Origin of the sequence: Albimonas marina (assembly GCF_029223255.1) — a bacterium.
In the GTDB taxonomy this organism is placed as follows: Bacteria; Pseudomonadota; Alphaproteobacteria; order Rhodobacterales; family Rhodobacteraceae; genus Albimonas.
On sequence record NZ_JARHUC010000007.1, the window covers coordinates 280207 to 298767 of the forward strand.

The 18561-nt window shown below is 74.8% G+C and carries 15 protein-coding genes; 2 read left to right on the forward strand and 13 right to left on the reverse strand.

From position 1 onward, the window contains the following. Positions 1-101: 101 nt before the first annotated feature. The 10 genes from P2H44_RS19625 to P2H44_RS19670 form a co-directional block, all read right to left on the reverse strand. Positions 102-833: an ABC transporter ATP-binding protein gene (locus tag P2H44_RS19625; RefSeq protein ID WP_275766231.1), complete on the reverse strand. Its 732-nt coding sequence runs from the start codon at positions 831-833 to the stop codon at positions 102-104. Beyond that, entirely contained in the window at positions 826-2625 is a 1800-nt protein-coding gene (locus P2H44_RS19630; protein ID WP_275766234.1) for a branched-chain amino acid ABC transporter ATP-binding protein/permease, read from the reverse strand. Before P2H44_RS19630 ends, P2H44_RS19625 begins: the two co-directional genes overlap by 8 nt. Further along, positions 2618-3451: a branched-chain amino acid ABC transporter permease gene (locus P2H44_RS19635; RefSeq protein WP_275766237.1), complete on the reverse strand. Its 834-nt coding sequence runs from the start codon at positions 3449-3451 to the stop codon at positions 2618-2620. The genes P2H44_RS19630 and P2H44_RS19635 overlap by 8 nt, the downstream gene beginning before the upstream one ends. A gap of 288 nt (positions 3452-3739) precedes the next feature. Then, positions 3740-4603 (reverse strand): ABC transporter substrate-binding protein, encoded by an 864-nt coding sequence (locus P2H44_RS19640; protein WP_275766239.1) that lies wholly within the window; start codon positions 4601-4603, stop codon positions 3740-3742. A gap of 240 nt (positions 4604-4843) precedes the next feature. Then, positions 4844-5779 (reverse strand): nitrilase family protein, encoded by a 936-nt coding sequence (locus P2H44_RS19645; protein ID WP_275766240.1) that lies wholly within the window; start codon positions 5777-5779, stop codon positions 4844-4846. 570 nt (positions 5780-6349) lie between these two features. Then, positions 6350-7150, reverse strand: coding sequence for an ANTAR domain-containing response regulator (locus tag P2H44_RS19650; protein ID WP_275766241.1), 801 nt, complete (start codon positions 7148-7150; stop codon positions 6350-6352). A 14-nt stretch (positions 7151-7164) separates the two neighbouring features. Then, positions 7165-8313: a transporter substrate-binding domain-containing protein gene (locus P2H44_RS19655; protein WP_275766244.1), complete on the reverse strand. Its 1149-nt coding sequence runs from the start codon at positions 8311-8313 to the stop codon at positions 7165-7167. 86 nt (positions 8314-8399) lie between these two features. Next, complete coding sequence (locus tag P2H44_RS19660) at positions 8400-9323, reverse strand: GNAT family N-acetyltransferase (protein ID WP_275766246.1); 924 nt, start codon at positions 9321-9323, stop codon at positions 8400-8402. Between the two features lie 134 nt (positions 9324-9457). After that, the gene (locus P2H44_RS19665; protein WP_275766249.1) at positions 9458-10258 is read right to left on the reverse strand and encodes a hypothetical protein; all 801 of its coding nucleotides are present in this window, start codon (positions 10256-10258) and stop codon (positions 9458-9460) included. A gap of 116 nt (positions 10259-10374) precedes the next feature. Further along, on the reverse strand, positions 10375-10932 hold the full coding sequence (locus P2H44_RS19670; RefSeq protein ID WP_275766251.1) for a YcjF family protein: 558 nt from the start codon (positions 10930-10932) through the stop codon (positions 10375-10377). A gap of 249 nt (positions 10933-11181) precedes the next feature. On the opposite strand from P2H44_RS19670, the gene P2H44_RS19675 reads away from it, so the two are divergent. Continuing rightward, positions 11182-13482 carry a TOMM precursor leader peptide-binding protein gene (locus P2H44_RS19675; RefSeq protein ID WP_275766253.1) on the forward strand — a complete coding sequence of 767 codons (2301 nt, stop codon included), beginning with the start codon at positions 11182-11184 and terminating at the stop codon, positions 13480-13482. 61 nt (positions 13483-13543) lie between these two features. Next, complete coding sequence (locus P2H44_RS19680; protein ID WP_275766255.1) at positions 13544-15223, forward strand: SagB/ThcOx family dehydrogenase; 1680 nt, start codon at positions 13544-13546, stop codon at positions 15221-15223. Here P2H44_RS19680 and P2H44_RS19685 read toward each other — a convergent pair. The 3 genes from P2H44_RS19685 to P2H44_RS19695 form a co-directional block, all read right to left on the reverse strand. Continuing rightward, complete coding sequence (locus P2H44_RS19685; RefSeq protein WP_275766256.1) at positions 15165-15335, reverse strand: hypothetical protein; 171 nt, start codon at positions 15333-15335, stop codon at positions 15165-15167. The genes P2H44_RS19680 and P2H44_RS19685 overlap by 59 nt on opposite strands. Positions 15336-15470: 135 nt before the next feature. Further along, complete coding sequence (locus P2H44_RS19690; RefSeq protein WP_275766258.1) at positions 15471-16784, reverse strand: prohibitin family protein; 1314 nt, start codon at positions 16782-16784, stop codon at positions 15471-15473. Beyond that, entirely contained in the window at positions 16781-18412 is a 1632-nt protein-coding gene (locus P2H44_RS19695) for a cyclic peptide export ABC transporter (protein ID WP_275766260.1), read from the reverse strand. The genes P2H44_RS19690 and P2H44_RS19695 overlap by 4 nt, the downstream gene beginning before the upstream one ends. Positions 18413-18561 lie beyond the last annotated feature (149 nt).

The window sequence follows — 18561 nt, forward strand, 5'->3', positions numbered from 1 at the left end:
CGCAGCCACGGCCACGCGCCGCGCCCCTCGCCGTCCCGCGCGGAAAGCGCCGCCCTCGCGCCGCGCCCGGCGCCGACGAAGCCCGGAGCCGGGGGCGGCCCTCAGATCTTGAGATGCTCCAGCACCCGCTCCCGCGCGCCGGGGCCGTTCTCGCCGGCGTCGTCGATGGCGCCCAGCTTCAGCACCGCCCAGCGGTCGGCCACGCCCAGCGCGAAGTCCAGGTTCTGCTCGACCAGCAGGATCGCGCAGCCGGCCTCGCGCTCGGCCCTCAGGGCCGCGGCGATGCGGGTGACGACGGAGGGCTGGAGCCCCTCGGAGATCTCGTCGATCAGCAGCAGCTTGGGCTTCAGCATCAGCGCGCGCGACAGGATCAGCATCTTCTGCTCCCCGCCCGAGAGCGTGCCCGCCTTCTGCCCCAGCCGGTCGAGGACGAACGGGAAGTGCACCGCCACCCGCTCCAGCGCCCCCGCCAGCTCGCGGTCGGAGCGGAGCGCGAGGCGCAGGTTGTCCCGGATCGACAGGTCCTGGAACAGCGGCTGCTCCTGCGGGGCATAGCCGACGCCGGCCGCGACCATGGCGGCGGGCGAGGCGCCGGCGACCGGGGCCCCCTCGAGCGCCACCTCGCCGCCGCGCAGGGGGACGAGGCCGAGGATGGTCTTCAGGAGCGTGGTCTTGCCCATGCCGTTCTTGCCCATCAGGGCGAAGATCTCGCCGGGGCGGACCGAGAGGCTGACGCCGTCCAGCACGTCCACCGCGCCGTAGCCCGCGCGCACCCCGTCCAGCGCCAGCCGCGCGCCGGTCTCGCCCGCCTGACCCTTGAGCGCATCAAGCATGGCCGCCTCCCGAATAGATCTCGCGCACGGTGTCGGAGTTGACGACCTCCTCCACCGTGCCGTCCAGCACCAGCCGGCCCTGGTGCAGCACCACGATGCGGCTGGAGATGTCGCGCACGAAGTCGAGGTCATGCTCGACCAGGATCGCGGCGCAGCCGAGCTCTCCGGTCAGCTTGCGCAGGATGCCGCCGATGGTCTGGCGCTCGGTCTTGGTGAGGCCGGCGGTGGGCTCGTCGAGCAGGATCAGCCGGGGCTCGAGGCAGACGACCATCGCCAGCTCCAGGCTCTGCTTCTGGCCGTGGGAGAGCAGGCTGACGGGCAGGGCGAGGCGCTGGTCGAGACCGGTCAGGCGCAGGATCTCCACCGCCGCCGCGGGCAGGGCGAGCACGTCGGAGGAGGTCCAGGGGCTCGGCCGGTCGATGGAGACGCGGGCCATGCGCAGGCACTCGGCGACCGTCAGGCTTTCGAAGACGGAGGCGACCTGGAACTTGCGCCCGACGCCCAGGGCCACGATGCGGTCGGGGGTGAGGCCGTCGATGGGGCGGCCGGCGATCTCCGCCTCCCCGCCCGAGCGCTCGTCCCCGTCGGTCAGGCAGCGCATCAGCGTGGTCTTGCCCGCGCCGTTGGGACCGACGAGGGAGACGAGCTCGCCAGGACGAACCTCGAGGTCGATGCCCTGCAGGACCTTGTGGGCGCCGTAGGATTTCGACAGGTCCCGCACCGCCAGCAGCGGCGCGTCGGAGGCGGCCGGGACGGGGCCGGCCGGGGTCGCCACCAGCTCGGGCCCCGCGCCGGCCGCAGGCTCGGCCCTGCGGCGGCCGAAGCCGCGGGAGACGAGGGCGGCGAGGCCGTTGGGCAGGACGATGATCATGGCGACGAAGAGGGCGCCGATGATCAGCTGCCACAGGAACGGAAGCTCGCCGGAGAGGGAGGCCGACAGCCAGTCGATGCCCAGCGCGCCGAGCACCGGCCCGATGATCGTGGCCCGCCCGCCCAGGGCGGTCCACACGACCAGCTCGGTCCCGAAGACGAAGGAGCTGATCTCGGGCGCGACCACGCCGGAGGCGTTGGCGTAGAGCCAGCCGGCGAAGCCCGCGACGCCCCCCAGCACGGCCGTCAGCGCGATCTTGATGCGCTGGGTGGAGAGGCCGAGATAGGCGCAGCGGGTCTCGTTGTCCCGGATCGCGGCCAGCACCCGGCCGGCGTCGGAGCGCACGAAGACCAGGGCCAGCACGGTCAGGGCGGCGAGGCTCAGCCCCGCCAGCCGGAAATAGCCCTCCAGCGACAGGTCCATCGCCCAGTAGCCCACGAGGCCCGAGGAGGAGCCGGTGGTGGTCCCGCCGGAATAGATCAGCTGGGTGACCACGATGGGGAACAGCAGCGAGATGACGGTGGCGTAGAAGGCGGTCGAGCCGTGGTAGAAGCTGAGCCACCCCACGATCGCCCCCAGCAGCATCGGGATCAGGATCGCGCCCGCCAGCGACAGCGCCAGCAGCGCGGGGGAGGAGCCGATGTGGGTCAACGTCATCGCGGTCGCGTAGGCGCCCACGCCGAAGAACGCCGCCTGGCCGAAGGTGAGGACGCCGGTGAAGCCCCACAGCAGGTCCACCGTGATCGCCAGCATCGCGTAGATCATCGAGCGGGTCAGCACGTTCACCGTGAACCGGTCGAAGACCAGCGGCCCCAGCAGCGCCAGCGCGACGCCGGCCAGCCCGACGACGACCAGCAGCCAGACTCGGGCCGAGACGCGGCGCGAGGGCTTGCGGGCGGGAAGGGAGGTCGCCTCAGACATTGGAGAACCCTTTCGGACGCACGCGCAGCACCAGCGCCGAGAGCACCGCGACCGTGATCCCGCCCAGGATCGGCGAGACGTAGGTCGACACCGCCACCTGCGCCGAGCCGAACAGGATGCAGGCCACCGCCAGCCCCGCGAAGGAGGAGCCCGCCGCCATCACCAGCATGAAGGAGCCGACCAGCCAGCCGACCCCCATCGTGGGATCGACCGAGGTCAGCGGCGACAGCAGCGCGCCCGCGAGCCCCGCCAGCCCCGCGCCCAGCATGAAGGTGACCGAGCGGACCCTGGCGGTGTCGAGCCCCAGGGCCTTCGCCAGATGCTCGTTCATGATCACCGCGCGCGCCGACAGGCCCAGCCGGGTCCCGTCCAGCATCAGCGCGAAGCCCCCGCCGATCACGACGGCCGCGACCAGCGCGAACAGGCGATAGAGCGAGTAGTCGACCGGCCCCAGCGAGACGGCGCCGGGCAGCAGGCTCTCGGTGAACTGCACGTCGCGCCCGAAGCCCAGCGTGATCAGCTGGCCCACCACGATGCCCAGGCCCCAGGTCGCCAGGATCGCGTCGAGGGGGCGGTCGTAGAGGGGGCGGACGATGAAGCGCTCGGTCAGCCCGCCCAGCGCGCCCCCGACGACGAAGGCCAGCGGCAGCGACAGCCAGGGCGTGATCCCCGCCTGCGCGCAGACCACCGCGCAGTAGCCCCCGACCGTCAGCCAGGCGCCATGGGCGAAGTTGATGATCTTCAGCACGCCGAAGATGGCCAGCAGGCCCGAGGCGACGATGAACAGGATCGCCGCCGTGGTGATCATGTCGAGCACGAGCGTCATGCCGCGGCTCCTGTTGGGGGGCGGGGAAGGGAGGGCCGGTCGCCGGCCCTCCCGCAGCGTCGTCATGCCCTCGGCCCGAGGCCCGCGCGCGGCGCCCCGGGCTCGACCCGGGGCCTCGCGGCCCGCGCCGGGCGGGGCGCCGCCGCGCTCAGGGCGTCGGCCGCCGCGGCCCGGGCGGAGCGCGGCGCCCGCGGCGGGCCGGGCGAGGCTCCGGCTCGGGGGCCGGGGCGCGCTCCGCCGCCGCCGTCGCGCGCGGAGCCTGTGCCGCGCGGAGGGGGCGGCGCCCGCTCACAGGTTCGGGCACTGTTCGCCGGGGTCGACGTTCTCGAAGGAGGCGACGACCTCCACCGAGCCGTCGGCCTGCACCTGGCCCAGGTACATGGTCAGCGGCGCGTGGTGCTGCTTGTTCATGCTGATGGTTCCGCGGGGCCCCTCGACAGCGACCTCGGGCAGGGCGGCGAGCACCGCGCGCGCGTCGGGCGACCCCGCCTTCTCCACGGCGGCGGCATAGGCGTAGACGGCCTCGTACTGCGGCACCGACAGGTCGTTGGGGGTGCGCAGATCCTCGCCGAACTTGGCCTCCATCGCGGCCAGGAACGCCTGGTTCGCCTCGGACTCGATGCCGGTCACGTAGGAGGCCGAGATCAGGATCCCCTCGGCGTCCGCGCCCATCGAGGCGGCGGTGCCCTCGTCCACCGCGAGGTTGGCGTAGGGCAGGCTGACGCCCGCGCCGCGCAGCTGCTTGGTCAGCGTCACGTTCGGCGCGCCGCCCGCGGTCGAGGTGATCAGCGCGTCGGCGCCCGAGCTCTTGAGGTTCGAGATGATCGCCGTCCAGTCTGTGCCGTCCATGGGCAGGTATTCCTCGCCCACGATCTCGCCGCCCGTCTCCGTCACGTACTTGGCCGCGAACTCCAGCATGCCGCGCCCGAAGGCGTAGTCGGAGCCGACGAGGAAGTACTTCTTGGCGCCTTCCTTGTTGAGGTAGTCGACGATCGGCGGCACCTGCTGCTCGGGCACCCAGGCGTTCACGAAGAGGAACGGCGAGCACGAGCGCCCCTCGTAGAACGAGGTGTAGATGTAGGGGACCTTGCCCTTGGCCACCGCCGGCAGGCCGGCGTTGCGCGCGGCCGAGGTCTCCATAGAGATCAGCACGTCGACCTCGTCCTTGAAGATCAGGCTGTCGAAGGCCTTCTGCGCGCCCGCCGCCCTTGGCGTTGATCTCCTCGACGGCCAGTTCGGCCGCCTGCACCACCGAGGGCGCGACCACCGAGTTGGCGCCCGAGAGGCCCACCGGCACGCCGATCCTGATCGGGTCCTCAGCGAGGGCTGCGCCGGCGAGGCCGAGCGCGAATGCGGGGGCGAGCGTCAGCGCGCCCAGTGCGGTCTTGCGGTTCATTTCACCTCTCCTGCGGTCTGATGGGCCGGCCGGGGGGCCGGTTCGGTCGTCGCGGGGGCGTCTCCCCCCGTCTTGAGGGGCCCGTCGAGCGGGCCGTAGGCGTCGGGCCGACGATCGGCCAGGACGTGGTTGCGCGCGCTGACCGCGCGGATCGTCTCGACCGCGCCGGGGGTGGCGCGGGCGATCAGGATCTCCTCCCGGTCGCGCGAGGCGGGACCGGCGAGCCGCCAGCCGGTGGCGTCGACGATCACGCTCTGCCCGATGAAGGGCTGGCCGCGCTCGACGCCGACGCGGTCGGCGCAGGCGATGACCAGGCCGTTCGAATGCGCGGCGGCCTGGTGGAGGATGTTCGACATCGCCGCCTGGTCGTCGGGCTGGTCGGGCATCGGCACCCAGTTGGTGGGGATCGCCACGATCTGCGCGCCGGCGAGCGCATAGGCGCGGAACAGCTCCGGGAACCAGCCGTCGTAGCAGATGGCGATGGCGATCCTGCCCAGGGCCGTGTCGTAGACCGGCGTCGCGGGAGGCGAGCGGTCGAAGACCTCCGTCTCCCCGTCCCACAGGTGCAGCTTGCGGTAGCCGCCGATGAAGCCCTGCGGGCCGAACAGGCCGGAGGCGTTGTAATACTTGCCGTCCTCGGCCTCGGCGAGACCGCTCACGATATGCACGCCCAGCTCCGCCGCCAGCGCCGCCAGCCGGCGCGAGGGCGCGCCCGAGGGGATCGGCGAGGCGAGCGAGGCGAGCTCCGCCCGGTCGGCGAAGACGTAGCCGGTGTCGGCCAGTTCGGGGGCCACGATCAGCTCCGCGCCCTGCGCGGCGGCGGCGCGGACCAGGCGCTCGAGCGCGTCGAGATTGGCCTCGACCTCGCCGATCCTGGGTTCGAACTGGAGGCAGGCGATGGCGACCGCCCGCGGGTCCGTTGTGGGACTCATGCGTCCTCCGAAACGCAAAAAGCCCCTGGCGCGGACGCGCGGAGCGCGTCGCGAACCAAGGGCTGCATAGCCGGGATGTGGAAGGCGGCGACCCTGCCGCGCGGGAACGATGCTGTTCCGATCGCCAGCGTTGGCGAGAATCGGGCGGGGGTCAAGCCTGATCTTGCGGCGCCTGCGAGGCGGCGCCGCGAAAACGGGCGCCGGAGCGGGGGCGGCGCGGTCTGCAGGCGCCCTGCGGGCGGGCTTGGCTGCGTCGCGCGGGCTCAGGGGGCGTCATGGGCCTGCGGTCGTGGCGCGGCCTCCGGCGGGCTCCTGACTCACCAAAGAACAGGGGCCGCGCCTGTCCTTCGGATCCGTCTCTCGCTGTTGATGCCTGAGCGACTCGCCCGCCGGGGTCAAGGACAAGCCCCGCGCAGGCGCGGGGTCGCTTCGCGATCCCTGACCCCGGCGGACGAGTCGCTCTTATCGGCATCAGCGAGAGACGGCTCCGAAGAACAGGCGCTTCGCGAGGACCTCCGCGCGTCGCGCCGGGGGCCTGGGGCGGGCCTCCGCGCTTGCGCGGAAGGCGGGTCAGCGGCGGGGGGGCGGGGCGGGGAAGGGGAGGCCGAGGCGCGCCATCGTCTCGTGGGCCTGGATCAGCGCCTCGGCCACGGCGGACATCGGCGAGCGGTCGGCGCTCGCCTGCTCGCGGATCAGGCGGTAGGCGGCGTCCTCGTCGAGGCCCTGACGCTCGACCAGCAGCTTCACCGCGCGCTCGACCACCCGGCGGCCCTTCAGCGTCTCCTCCAGCTTGCGGACCTTGGCGCTCAGGCGCGCCTCGTAGCCGCGGCGGTGTCGGGCCAGCGCGAACTGGGTGAGGATGCCGGCCGCGCGCACCGGCTTCGAGATCACCCCGTGCACGTTGAGGTCCACGATCGCCTTCAGCGCGGTCGGCGTCTCGTAGGTCACCACGGCGATCAGGGCGGGGCCGTCCTCCTCCAGGCTCACGGCCACCGCCTCGGGCAGGCGGTCCTCGATGGCCAGGAACACCACGTCCACGTCCTCGGGCAGCGGCGCGGGCGCGGGCCAGACCTCGCGCACCTCGCAGCCCAAACGGCGCAGATGGCCGGCGAGCAGCGCCCCCTCCTCGTCGGGCGGATGGGCGACCAGCACGCGGGCGCGGCGCAGGTCCTCGAGGATGCGGCGCGCGGCGCCCCGGTCTCCGCCCCGATCGCCGCCCCGGTCGCCGCCTCGCTCTCCGCCCCGGCCGCGGGCCGGAGGCGCGGCGGGGGCGGCGGGGGCCGCCCGCTCGGGCGTCCGCGCGCCGGGCCCGGCATCGGGGCCGCGGCGTCGGCCGGGGGCGTCGGGTCCGTCGCGATCCTCGTTGCGCATCGCGCGCCCTCCCCTCAGGCCGGGTCCGCCGTCCACGCTTCCTCGAAGCGCGTGACGGCGAGCCAGGGGTCGGGGCGCACGGGGGCGGCGGCGGACCACACCACCTCGAAGCCCCCCTGCGGGCGCGCCACGCCGATGCGGGGCGTCAGCCACATGTGGCGGGTCTCGGGGTCGAGGCGCACCGGCCCCTCGGGCGCGCGCAGCTCCTGCCCCAGGCAGGCGCGGGACAGGCGGCGGGGGTCCATCGAGCCCGCCTCCGCCAGCGCCCGGGCGAACAGCCGGGTCTGCACGTAGGCGGGTTCGGACCAGATCGTGGGCGTCGCCTGCGCCCCGAACCGGGCGCGGAAGCGGGCCACGAAGTCGGCGTTGCCGGGCGCGTCGAGGTCGCCGAAATAGGTCGCGGCCAGAACGTGGCCGTCGCATTTCTCGATCCCGATCTCGCGCATCTCCGTCTCGGCCATGGTCAGCGAGGCGATGGGGCGGGCGCGGCGGTCGATGCCGGCGGCGTGATACTGGGCGTAGAGCATCCGCGCCGTGCGCCCGATGGCGGTCGAGAACACCACGTCGGGCGCGAGGCGGCGGATCTCGGCCACCTCCTCGGCGACCGCGTCCTCGGTCGCGACCAGGGGCAGGTAGCGCTCGGCCACGATCTCGCCGCCGCGGCTCTCGACCAGGTCGCGCATCACGCGGTTGGATTCGCGCGGGAACACGTAGTCGATCCCCAGCAGGTGCACCCGCCGCGCCCCGCGCCGCATCAGCCAGTCGGCCAGCGGGAAGATCGTCTGGTTCAGGGTCGAGCCCATGTAGAGCACGTTCTCGCAGTACTCGAACCCCTCGTACATCGAGGGGTAGAACAGCAGGCCGTTGTAGCGCTCGACGATCGGCAGCATCGCCTTGCGCGAGGCGGAGGTGGAGCCGCCGAAGATCACCGTCGCGTCGTCCTCGGCCAGCAGCCGGCGGGCGAGCGCGCGGTAGGCGTCGGGATCGCCGCCGGGATCGTAGGCGACGGGCTCCAGCGGGCGGCCCAGCACGCCGCCGGCGGCGTTGATCTCTGCGATGGCGAGCTCGGTGCCCAGGAAGTGCTCGGTCTCGGTCACCGCGGTGGGGCCGCTGCGCGAGAACAGGACGCCCACGCGCCAGGGGCGGTCGGCGGGGGCGGTCATCGGCGGGGCTCTGCACGGGTCATGCGCCATGTTGCGCGCGCGGGCGGGGCGCGCGCAAGCGGGCGGCGGGACGCGGGGGCGGCGGTTCAGGCCATCGCCGGCTGGGGCACCTTGCGGGCGAACATCATCATCGCGCCCGTGGGCGCGGCCCCGGCCCGCGCCTGCAGCTTCAGCGAGGCCGCGTTCCCGGGCCGCACCAGCGAGAAGGCGTGGGTCGCGCCGCGCGCGGCCATGGCGCGCAGCCCCTCGCGGGTCATGTGGTCGGCGAGGCCCGTGCCCCAGTGGCTGCGGGCGATCGCCATCATGCTGTAGAAGCCCATCTGCGGGCTGGTCTCGGCCACGCCCACCACGCGGCCGCTGGCGGCGTCGCGCGCCAGCAGCCACAGGCTGTCCGGCGCGGCCATCAGGGCGGCGACGGCGGGGCCGTCGAGGCGGGGCCACACGCCCTCGCGGCGCATCATCCGCCAGGAGAGGTCGGCGGCCTCGGCCTCCGCCGCGGGATCGCCGCCGTCATGGGGGGCGACCGCCACGCCCTCGGGCGGGGCGGAGGCGGGCTGGTCGAGCGGCAGAGAGACCACCAGCAGCCGCTGGAGGGGGGCGTAGCCCGCGGGGCAGGGCGGGTCGCCGTCGTCGGGCGCGGGGATCGTGGCGGTCAGCAGCCCCACGCCCAGCCGGCGGGCGAGCGCGTCCACCTCGGGGAGGAGGGCGGCGTCCAGCCCTGGCGGCGCGTCCGCGAGCGGCAGGGTCAGGGCGGCGCGGCCGTCGAGGGCGACCATCGGCCTCTCGTCCACGATCGTCAGCGCGACGAGCCGGCCCGGGCCGCCGGATCCCGCCTGCGACGGGCGGGAGGCGTCGCGGGTCAGCAGCACACGGCCCCGCGGGTCGCGAAGGCGGCGGGCCCACCAGTCGCCCAGCGAGGGGGCGCTCTCGAAGATCGGGGCGCAGGCCTCCAGCGCCTCGGGCGCATCCTCGGGGCGCGCCGGGGCGAAGCGGAGATCGGGGTCGCTCATCGGGGTCTCGCGCCGGCCGGGGACGGGACGGACCCGGCATCGCGCGACGCCGGGTCCGGACGGCGCGCGCCGCGCCGGGAGGATCGGTCGGGCGGTCCGCCGCGGCGCGGGCGCGGCGGCGGACCGGGCCGGGCTCAGCCCGTGGCCCTGAGGGCGGCCGGCGCCTCGGCCTCGGTCTGCGTCGACCGGCAGCCGCAGGGGACGCAGGGGATCCCGCAGGGCGCGGAGCCGGCGGCGCGGCCGTCGAGATCCTCGGCCGAGGCCTCGGCCGTCTCCGGCGTCTTGCAGATGACGCAGCAGAACACGCAGGGCGCCGAGGCGGCGGTCCTGCCGTCGAGGTCTTCGGCCGCGACGCTTTCGGGCGCCTTGCAGAAGCCGCAGCAGAAGGCGCAGGGCGCGGAGGCGGCGGCGCGTCCGTCGAGGTCTTCGGCCGCTGCGGTCTCGGGCGTGCGGCAGGCGCAGGGGACCATGCAGAAGCCCGCGGCCGCGGCGCGCCCGTCGAGATCCTCGGTCGCCACGCTCTCGGGCGCGCGGCAGAAGACGCAGGGGACGCAGGGCGCCGCGGCGGCGGTCCTGCCGTCGAGATCCTCGGCGGAGGCGTTGTCGGGCGCCTTGCAGAAGACGCAGCAGAAGGCGCAGGGCGCGGAGGCGGCGGCGCGTCCGTCGAGGTCCTCGGCCGCGGAGGTCTCGGGCGCGCCGCAGAAGGCGCAGGGGACTACGCACGGCGCGGAGGCGGCGGCGCGTCCCTCGAGGTCCTCGGCCGCGACGGCCTCGGGCGCGCCGCAGAAGGCGCAGGGGAAGGCGCAGGGCGCCGAAGCCGCGGCGCGGCCGTCCAGCTCCTCCGCCCCTTCGGGCGCGTGCGGCGAGGCCGCGGGCGGCGGCGCCGCCACGGCGCGGTCGACCCTGAAGGTCGCGGCGATCAGGTGGTGGGTCATCTTGCAGGTCCTCCCCCCATGGGATGCCAGTCGCGCCGAACCGCCGGCGCGGGGCGCGGCCGCCGGGCGGACGGCGGCTCTCGAGACGGCGGCGGCGGGCGCGCCCGCCGGGCCGGTCAGCTCGCCTCGGTCTTCACGACCTCGGCGTCCTCCGCCTTCGACGTGTCGCGTCGGCGGATCGCGGACTTCACCGCGGATTTGCCCTTCTCGACCTCGGCCGCGAAGCGGCTGCTCATGGCGGCGGGATCGAGCGACTCGATCGTGCCGCCGCGGGCGAAATGCCAGTCGAACACCCGGCCCACGGCCCAGGTGATCGCGCCGTTCAGGGCCGGCAGCGTGGCCACCGCCAGCAGCGTCCCCACCCCCGGCACCGCCTTGGCGGCGGAAGCGACCGGATAGCCCAGGAGCCCCCGGGGCAGGCCCACGGTCAGCAGGGTCGAGATCACCGTCTTGACCGCCTGTTCCGAGAACCTGACGCCGCGCGCCTCGCACAGCTGCGCGACCATGCGCACCTGCACGGTCGTCGCCGCGGCGACGTCCACCGCGGGGATCGGGACCAGCCCCGCCACCGCGGCGTAGGCCACGTGATTCCAGATGATCCGCGCACTCTCGGCGTCCGCGGCGGAGGTCGGCGCAGGCGCGTCCCCGGACTTGGCTTCGATCTCGGCCGTCATGCCGTCCCCCCTGGTCGGACGCAGCGACAGCTCAGGCGAGGCGGGAAGCCTTGCCGAAGCGTTCTCCTTTACGGAGAGTTCCACAGCTCTGACGCTTGGTAAAGAACAATCGCATGAAAAATCGTTCACATTGAAGCACTTCGCGATTGCGGCGCCGGCGAGGTTTGGCTTGCCAGCGCGGTCTTCGCGGATTTACGCAAGGAAAGGGGAGGGCGCCTGGGCGCCGGACGAGCGGAGGCGCGACACGGCATGGCCACGGACCTGGCGGACAAGCACCTGGCGATCGCGCCGCATTTCACCGTCCACCGGGAGGCGAGCGACCGCTTCCTGCTGTTCGCCGAGGGGCGAAGCCTGCGCCTGCGCGGCGACCTCTACGCCCGCCTCCTCCCCCGCCTGACCGGAGAGCGCACCGGCGCCGAGATCCTGGCCGAAATCGCCGCCGTCCCCGGCGCCGCCGCCGACGCGGGCGAGCAGGCGCGCCGCACGCTCGTCAGCCTCTACGAGGCGGGGCAGGTGGTGGCGCTGGCCCCCGGCGCGGACGTGAACCGACAGGCCTTCTGGTCCGAGGGCGGCCTGCCCCCGGCGGAGACCGAGCTGCGCCTCGCCGGCATCCGCGTCGCGGTGGCGGGGCTGGGGCGCAGCGCCGCCGCGGGCTCGGCCGGGGCGGGGGCGCTGACGGCGATGCTGATGGGCTCGGGCTTCGCGCCGGGGGACCTGCGCTCGGCCGAGCTGGTGGTGGCGCTGGTCGACGACTACCTCGACCCCGCGCTGCAGGACCTCGCCGCGGCGCTGGGCCCGGACCGCGCCTGGCTGCCGATGCGCCCGGGCGGGCGGCGCGCGCTGATCGGGCCGCTGATGGGGCCGGGCTTCGGCGGCGCGGCCGGGGGCGGGTGCCTGACCTGCCTCGCGCGCCGCATGGCCGAGCATCGGCCCAACGACGCGCTCGCCCCCGCGGGCGTCGCCGGCCCCCGCCCCGCCCGCGCCTGGCTGCCTGCCTCGCTGGAGCTGGCGCGCGCGGCCGCGACGCTCGAGATCACGCGCATGGCGCTGGAGCAGGGCGACGCGCTCTCGGGCGCGCTGCTGGCGCTCGACGGGGCCACCGGCGCGCGGGAGACGCACCGCCACTGGACCTTCCTCGACTGCCCCGACTGCGGCCCCGCCGCGCCGCCCGCGCCGGCCGCCGCCGCGCCCTTCGCGCTGGGGGAGGAAGCCTCGGTCGACAGCGAGATCGGCGGCTGGCGCGCCTGGACGGCCGAGCAGGCCCTGGCCCGGCTGGAGCCGCTGGTCAGCGACCTGACCGGCATCGTCAGCGACATGGTCCCGGGCCACGACCACGACCGCGGTCTCTACGTCTTCAACGCCTCCCAGGCCAACCGCGGCGGCGTCGACTTCACCCGCAACCGGCAGGCGGGCAAGGCGGGCTCGGCCAGCGGCAAGGGCCTGACCGAGACGCAGGCCCGCGTCTCCTGCCTCGCCGAGGCGGTGGAGCGCTACGGCTGCGGCTGGTCGGGGGCCGAGCCGCGCATCCGCGCCCGGCTGGCCGACCTGGGCGAGGCCGCGGTCCACCCCCACGCGCTGCTCGGCTTCTCCGAACGCCAGTACGCCGAGCGGGAGCGGATCAACGCGACGAGCGGCCCCCTGCACCACGTGCCGCTGCCCTTCGACGAGACGAAGGAGATCGAGTGGACGCCGGTCTGGTCGCTGACGCACGATACCACGCGCTGGCTGCCCACGCGCTTCCTCCATTACGGCTACCGGCCGCGGAACGTGCCCGGCGACCACGCCTTCGCGCTGGGCGATTCCAACGGCTGCGCCGCGGGCGCGACCCCGGCCGAGGCCGCGCTGCAGGGCCTGCTGGAGGTGATCGAGCGGGATGCGGTGGCGATCTGGTGGTACAACCGCCTGCAGCATCCGGGCATCGCGCTCGAGGGGATCGACGACGCCTTCGTCGAGCGGATGCTGGCCGTCTACGCCGGGCGCGGGCGCACCGTGCACCTGATCGACGTGACGACAGACGTGGGCATCCCCGCGGCCGTCGCCGTCTCGGCGATGGCGGAGGGGGGCGGGCGGATCCTGATGGGCTTCGGCGCCCATTTCGACCCCCGCGTCGCGGCCGAGCGGGCGCTGACCGAGCTCAACCAGATCATCGCCTTCGACCGGCCGGAGTCGGCGGAGGCCGAGACGCAGGAATTCGACGGCCACCTCGCCCGCTGGATGGAGCGCGAGACGCTGGAGACCCAGCCCTGGCTGCGCCCCGCGCCCGGCCCGCTGCGCGACGTGCGCGCGATGGCCCGGCCGCCGGCCCCCAGCCTGCGGGGCGCGGTGCTCGAGGCGCGCGACCGGCTGGCCGCCTGCGGGGTGGAGCTGATGGTCCACGACTATGCGCGCGGCGACCTGCCGTTGAGCTGCGTGAAGGTGGTGGCGCCGGGGATGCGCCATTTCTGGTCCCGGCGCGGCCCGGGACGCCTGCTCGAGGTTCCTGCGAAGATGGGCTGGCGCGACCGCCCCGCGCGGGAGGACGAGCTGAACCCGATCGACTTCGTCCTGTGACCCGCCCCGCCCCCCTCTCGGCCCCCCCGGCTCGGCGCCCCGCGCTCCGGAGCCCCGCGTCATGAGCGGCGACGAGCCGGAGCGTCCCGGCGCGGAGGCCGCGGGATCGGCCGGCGCCGGTCGGACGGACGGGGAGGTCGTGCGCCTCGCCTTCGCCCGCCCGCCCGCCGCGGGCCAGGCCGCGACGCGGCCGGGCGGCGGGATGGGCGGCGCGGATCCCGGCTGGCGGCTGCACCTGGGCCTGCATCCCGACGTGACCTCGGCGCAACTGCGCGACGGCGCCCTGAGCCTGACCCTGGTGCAGGGGCTGAAGGCCGAGATCCCCTGGCGCGACCCGGCGCTGGGCCGCGCGCTGGCGGCGCTGGCCCGCGGCGGGGCGCCCTGGTCGCGCTTCGCCGCGCTCTGCGCGGGCGAGGCCGAGCCGGGGGCGCCCCCCACGGCGGGGCGCTCGGGCGCGGGCGAGACGCCCGAGGCGGCGGCCCGGCGGCTGGGGGCCGAGGCCTGGACCGCGCTCCTGCATCTCAGCCGCTCGCGCCTGCTGGCGTGGTGGTACGGCGCCCCCGACCTGCGCGCGGTCGAGATCCTGCCGCTCAGCGGGCGCTACGCCCCCCTGTCGACCGTGCCGGCGACGCCGGACCTGCGGATCGCCGAGGGCGCGGTGCTGGCATGGGCCACCTCCGGGCTGCTGCTGGAGGTTCCGGACATCGACGCGGTGGTGACGGTGACGCCCGCCGGCCTGCCGCTGGTGGGCGCGATCATGGGCGCGGGGCGGCCCGGCGCGCCGCCGCTGCCCGCCGCCGCCCGCGCGGCTTTCGCCGCCGCGGGGATCCTGCGCCCGCCGCCCGATCCCGCGGCCCCGGACCCGCCCGCCGCGGACTGGACCACCTGGGACCGGCTCGCCCATCGCCTGACCCGGGACGTGACGCGGATGCACGCGCCGATCCCGGGCCTTCCCGAGCGGGACAGGGACGATTCCTTCGCCGGCCCGCCGCCCGCCTGGGCGCGTCCGGGCCTGCCGCGCATCGCGCTGCCGCGCCCGGCGCCCGACCTCCCCTCCCGCCCCCTCGCCGAGGTGCTGGAGCGTCGCCGCTCCCGCCGGGAGCCGGGGGCGCGGCCGCTGACCCTCGCGGCGCTGGGCGCGCTTCTGTGGCGGGTCGCGCGCCGCCGCGACGACCGGCGCGACGAGCTTCCGGGCGCCGTGCTGCGCAACCTGCCCGGCGGGGGCGCGAAAGGGGACGTCTCGCTCTACGTGGCGGTGGGGCGCTGCCTGGGCCTGCCGCGGGGCTTCTACGGCTACGACGACGTCGCCCACGCGCTGACCCGCTTCCCCGACGCGGGGCGAAGCGCCATCGGCGAGGGCCCTGCGGGGCGCGACGCGGGGCCGGGCGAGGCGGATCCGCTGGCCGCGGTCCTCGCGCAGGCCGAAGGGGCCATGTCGGCCGGGGCGCCGCCCGACGCGGTGGTGGTGATGGGCTGGCGGCCGGGCGCGCTGGCGCGGCGCTACTACTCCAACGCCTACCGGCTGGGCCTGATGCACGCGGGCGTCCACGCGCTGGGCCTCGCGCTCGCGGCCGAGGACCTGGGCCTCGCCGGCTGTCCGCTGGGCCTGGGCGAGCATCGCCACTTCGCCCGCCTGACCGGCGTCGATCCGCTGGTCGAGACCGCGCTCGCCGAATTCGCGCTCAGCGGGCGGGACGACGCTGCAGAAGCAGCAGGGCCAGCAGAACCGCCAGGGGCGTGAGCAGCAGCGACAGCAGCAGGCAGCCCCCGAAGCCCGCCAGCGTCGTGCGCCCCAGCCAGGCCGCGCCCAGCGCGCCGCCGATGTAGAGCAGCCACAGAATGTAGGGAAGCATCGCGTCCTCCGGCTCCGGCGCGTCGCGGCCCCCTCGGCGGAGGCCGCCTCGATCCGCGGGGCCCGCCGCGCCGCGAGCGGGCTCCGCCCTTCTCCTTCGGCCTCGCCCTCAGGCGGGGCGCGTCGTCCCTCCGCCTCAGTCCGTCGGGTCCACCGCGCGCGGCGGCGCGGAGCCGTCGGGCGCGGGCTGCGCGCCGTTCTGGGGGATCGCGCCGCCGGCCGGTTCCCCGCCCGGGCGGGCGACCGAGGCGGCGGGGTCGTCGCCGTCGCTCCCGCTTCCGCCGCGCAGGCCGCCCGGCGGGGCGGGCATCCCGTCGCCGGGCTCGGCCGGGGGGGCGGAGCCGTCGGCGGGCAGCGGGCCGCGCGGCGGCAGCGCGCCGAGGGTGCGGGCGCCGCGCGAATCCACCTGCTGCTGAAGCTCGGGGAACAGCATCGGCATCTCGCTCCAGCTTGGCAGCGTGTTTGCCTGGTCGGCGCCCATCTCGGGGATCGGCTGGGCGGTGGCGGGCAGGGCGCCCAGCTCCCCGCCCAGGATCAGGGGCATCGCGTCCTTGCCGTTGCCCACCACCACCACCTTGGCGTTGGGCGACTTCGAGAGCTGCACCGTCGCCTCGATCCCCCGCCAGGTCAGCAGGGAGTCGTTCAGCGCCTCGGAGACGATGGTGTAGAACGAGCGGATGCCGATCGCCTCGATCCGGCGGCGCTCGGCCTCCTGCTTCTCGGACATGATCCGGAACTCGTAGGAGGCGGCGAGCTGCTCCTGCGCCAGCTTCTGGTCGATGGCCTGGGTCACCTGCTCGGGCAGGTAGATGCCGCGCACGGCCACGTCCAGGAACTCGATCACCTCCGCCGCGGCGTGGGAGGTGATGTCCTCGATCACCTCCTGCTTCAGCTGGTCGAAGTTGATCGAGTAGAGCTCGTTCGAGGTGTGGTTGGCGACCGCATGACGGATCGCGGCGACCGAGACGGGGCCCACCACGCGGGCGCGGTATTCCGGCCCCACGCCCTTCTGCAGCTCGCCCAGCGTGGCGTAGCGGGCGCGGTAGATGACGTTGCCCTCGATGCGCACCGACATGCCCTCGGAGGACAGCGCCTCGATCGAGAAGGGGAACTGCTGCACGCGCAGCTCGTAGATGTAGATCCGGTCCCAGGGCAGCTTCAGCGCATAGCCCTCGGGCAGCGGCTCGCCCAGGTCGGTGCCGCCGGCCAGCAGCTTGTAGCGCACCCCCGCCTGGCCCGGCAGGATCTGCACGAAGATCACGTTCCACAGGATCAGCAGCACGATCGAGATCAAGCTCGTTAGCCCCACCGCCCAGGCGACGATGCGCTCGCTCCGCGAGAACAGCGGCGGCTTCTCCCGCCGGTCGCGGCGGCGCCGGGCGTCGGAGGGGGGCGGGCCCGGGGGGGGCGGGCCCGAGGGATCGGGGGCGGGGGTCCTGGCGTCGGTCACGCGCGCTCTCCCTCCAGTCGTCGGTCCTCGACGATGCGGCCGTCGGCGAAGCGGATCACCCGGTCGGCGCCGTCGTGGTATCGGTCGTCATGGCTGACCACGATCAGGGTCCGGCCCTCGCGCTTCAGGCGGGGCAGGATCTCGCGGTAGAGCCGTTCGCGGAACTCCTGGTCCTGGTCGGCGGCGACCTCGTCCAGGATCAGCACCGGGCGCCGCTCCAGCAGCGCCACGGCCAGCGCCAGGCGCTTGCGCTGCCCGGTCGAGAGCTCGGTGGTCGAGAAGGCGCCGTCCACGAAGCGCACCTTCCCCCCCAGCCCGAGATCCGCGAGCAGGTCGTTCACCTCCTCGGGCGTGCGATCCTCGAGCCCGTAGAGCCGGTCGAAGAGGTGGAAGTCGGTGAAGACCGAGCTGAACAGCCCCCGCCACGCCGCCGCCTGCGCCGGCCCCACCGGCCGCCCGTCGAGCTCCAGCGCGCCCGTGTCCGGCGGATAGAGCCGGCACAGCAGCTTGAGGAACGTCGACTTGCCCGAGCCGTTGCCCCCCACCACGAACAGCGTCTGGCCCGCCGGCACGCTCAGGTCCACCGGCCCGATCGAGAACACCGGCGCGCCCTGCGCGTCGCGGTAGGTGAAGGTCGCGGCCCGCACGCCGAGCTCGGAGAAGCCGGCCGGCGCCTCCCCGGTCTCGACGCCCGCCGAGGCCGCCTCGACCCTGCGCTCGGCGCTCTCGAGATCGTCGAGCGCGAATTCCGCCCGCGCGACCAGCGGGATCGAGCGCAGGATGATCTCCACCGTCGAGAGCAGGAAGATCGCCACGTAGATCGACTGCACGATCACCTCCTGGTCGCCCACGAAGGGCGGCAGCACGAAGGCGATCGAGGCCAGCATCACGTAGAAGAACCCGTAGGAGATCGAGATCCCGCGATGGATCCGCGCCGCCGCCTGCGCCCGCGCGTCGCGATAGTCGGCCGAGGCGGGCGAGAGATGCTCGTGCTCCAGCGCGGCGCCGCGGGGGCGGTGCAGCCGGGTCTCCTTGAAGCCGTGGATCACGTGGCCCAGCAGGCGCAGGAAGCCGGTCTCGGCCTGCGACGCCTCGATCAGCGCGGCGCGCACGCTGCGCTGGGAGATGGTGTAGAGCACCGCCGAGGCGCCGACGATGCCGGCCAGCGTGAAGAACACCACCGGCGAGAGCATCAGCGTGTAGAGCCCCCCCAGGACCAGCGATCCCAGCGCCGCGTAGCCCGGCAGCACCACCATCGCGGCTTCCGAGATCAGGGCGGTGTTGCGGGTCAGGGCGTCGTAGATGCGCCCGCCGCCGATGCGCTCGAAATCCGAGTACTCCAGGCGGCGCAGGCTCTCGACCAGGCGCATCCGCATCCCGTCGAGCATGGTCTCGACCGCGTCGACGCTCATCCGCGCGCCGACCAGCTGGCCCGCGACCACGCCCATCGCCGAGAGCACGAACAGCGCCACGTCCGCCCCGCGCACCGTGTAGCCGGCGCCGCCGGAGATCACGTTGTTGACCACCGCGAGCACGCCCACGGGGCTGACCATGGCGATCGCCAGCACGCACAGGAGCCACAGCCGTCTGCCTTCGGCCGCCCCCCAGACCACGGATGCGAATCGCAACGCCGCTCCCTTCGCGTCCCCTCTCGTCGCCCGTGGCCGCGCCGGCGGGGCCGGACGGCGCTTACGCGCGGACAACCCCTGAACCCTCCCCTTCAAGCGCCTCGCAAGTCAACCTTTTCCCGCGGGGGGCGAGCGGGGGAGGGCGGGCG

Coding starts and splice junctions, on each gene's coding strand:
- P2H44_RS19635 (WP_275766237.1), bottom strand. CDS start 3,451: ATGACGCTCGTGCTCGACATGATCACCACGGCGGCGATCCTGTTCATC.
- P2H44_RS19650 (WP_275766241.1), bottom strand. CDS start 7,150: ATGCGCAACGAGGATCGCGACGGACCCGACGCCCCCGGCCGACGCCGC.
- P2H44_RS19665 (WP_275766249.1), bottom strand. CDS start 10,258: ATGACCCACCACCTGATCGCCGCGACCTTCAGGGTCGACCGCGCCGTG.
- P2H44_RS19685 (WP_275766256.1), bottom strand. CDS start 15,335: ATGCTTCCCTACATTCTGTGGCTGCTCTACATCGGCGGCGCGCTGGGC.
- P2H44_RS19660 (WP_275766246.1), bottom strand. CDS start 9,323: ATGAGCGACCCCGATCTCCGCTTCGCCCCGGCGCGCCCCGAGGATGCG.
- P2H44_RS19670 (WP_275766251.1), bottom strand. CDS start 10,932: ATGACGGCCGAGATCGAAGCCAAGTCCGGGGACGCGCCTGCGCCGACC.
- P2H44_RS19680 (WP_275766255.1), top strand. CDS start 13,544: ATGAGCGGCGACGAGCCGGAGCGTCCCGGCGCGGAGGCCGCGGGATCG.
- P2H44_RS19630 (WP_275766234.1), bottom strand. CDS start 2,625: ATGTCTGAGGCGACCTCCCTTCCCGCCCGCAAGCCCTCGCGCCGCGTC.
- P2H44_RS19645 (WP_275766240.1), bottom strand. CDS start 5,779: ATGAGTCCCACAACGGACCCGCGGGCGGTCGCCATCGCCTGCCTCCAG.
- P2H44_RS19625 (WP_275766231.1), bottom strand. CDS start 833: ATGCTTGATGCGCTCAAGGGTCAGGCGGGCGAGACCGGCGCGCGGCTG.
- P2H44_RS19675 (WP_275766253.1), top strand. CDS start 11,182: ATGGCCACGGACCTGGCGGACAAGCACCTGGCGATCGCGCCGCATTTC.
- P2H44_RS19655 (WP_275766244.1), bottom strand. CDS start 8,313: ATGACCGCCCCCGCCGACCGCCCCTGGCGCGTGGGCGTCCTGTTCTCG.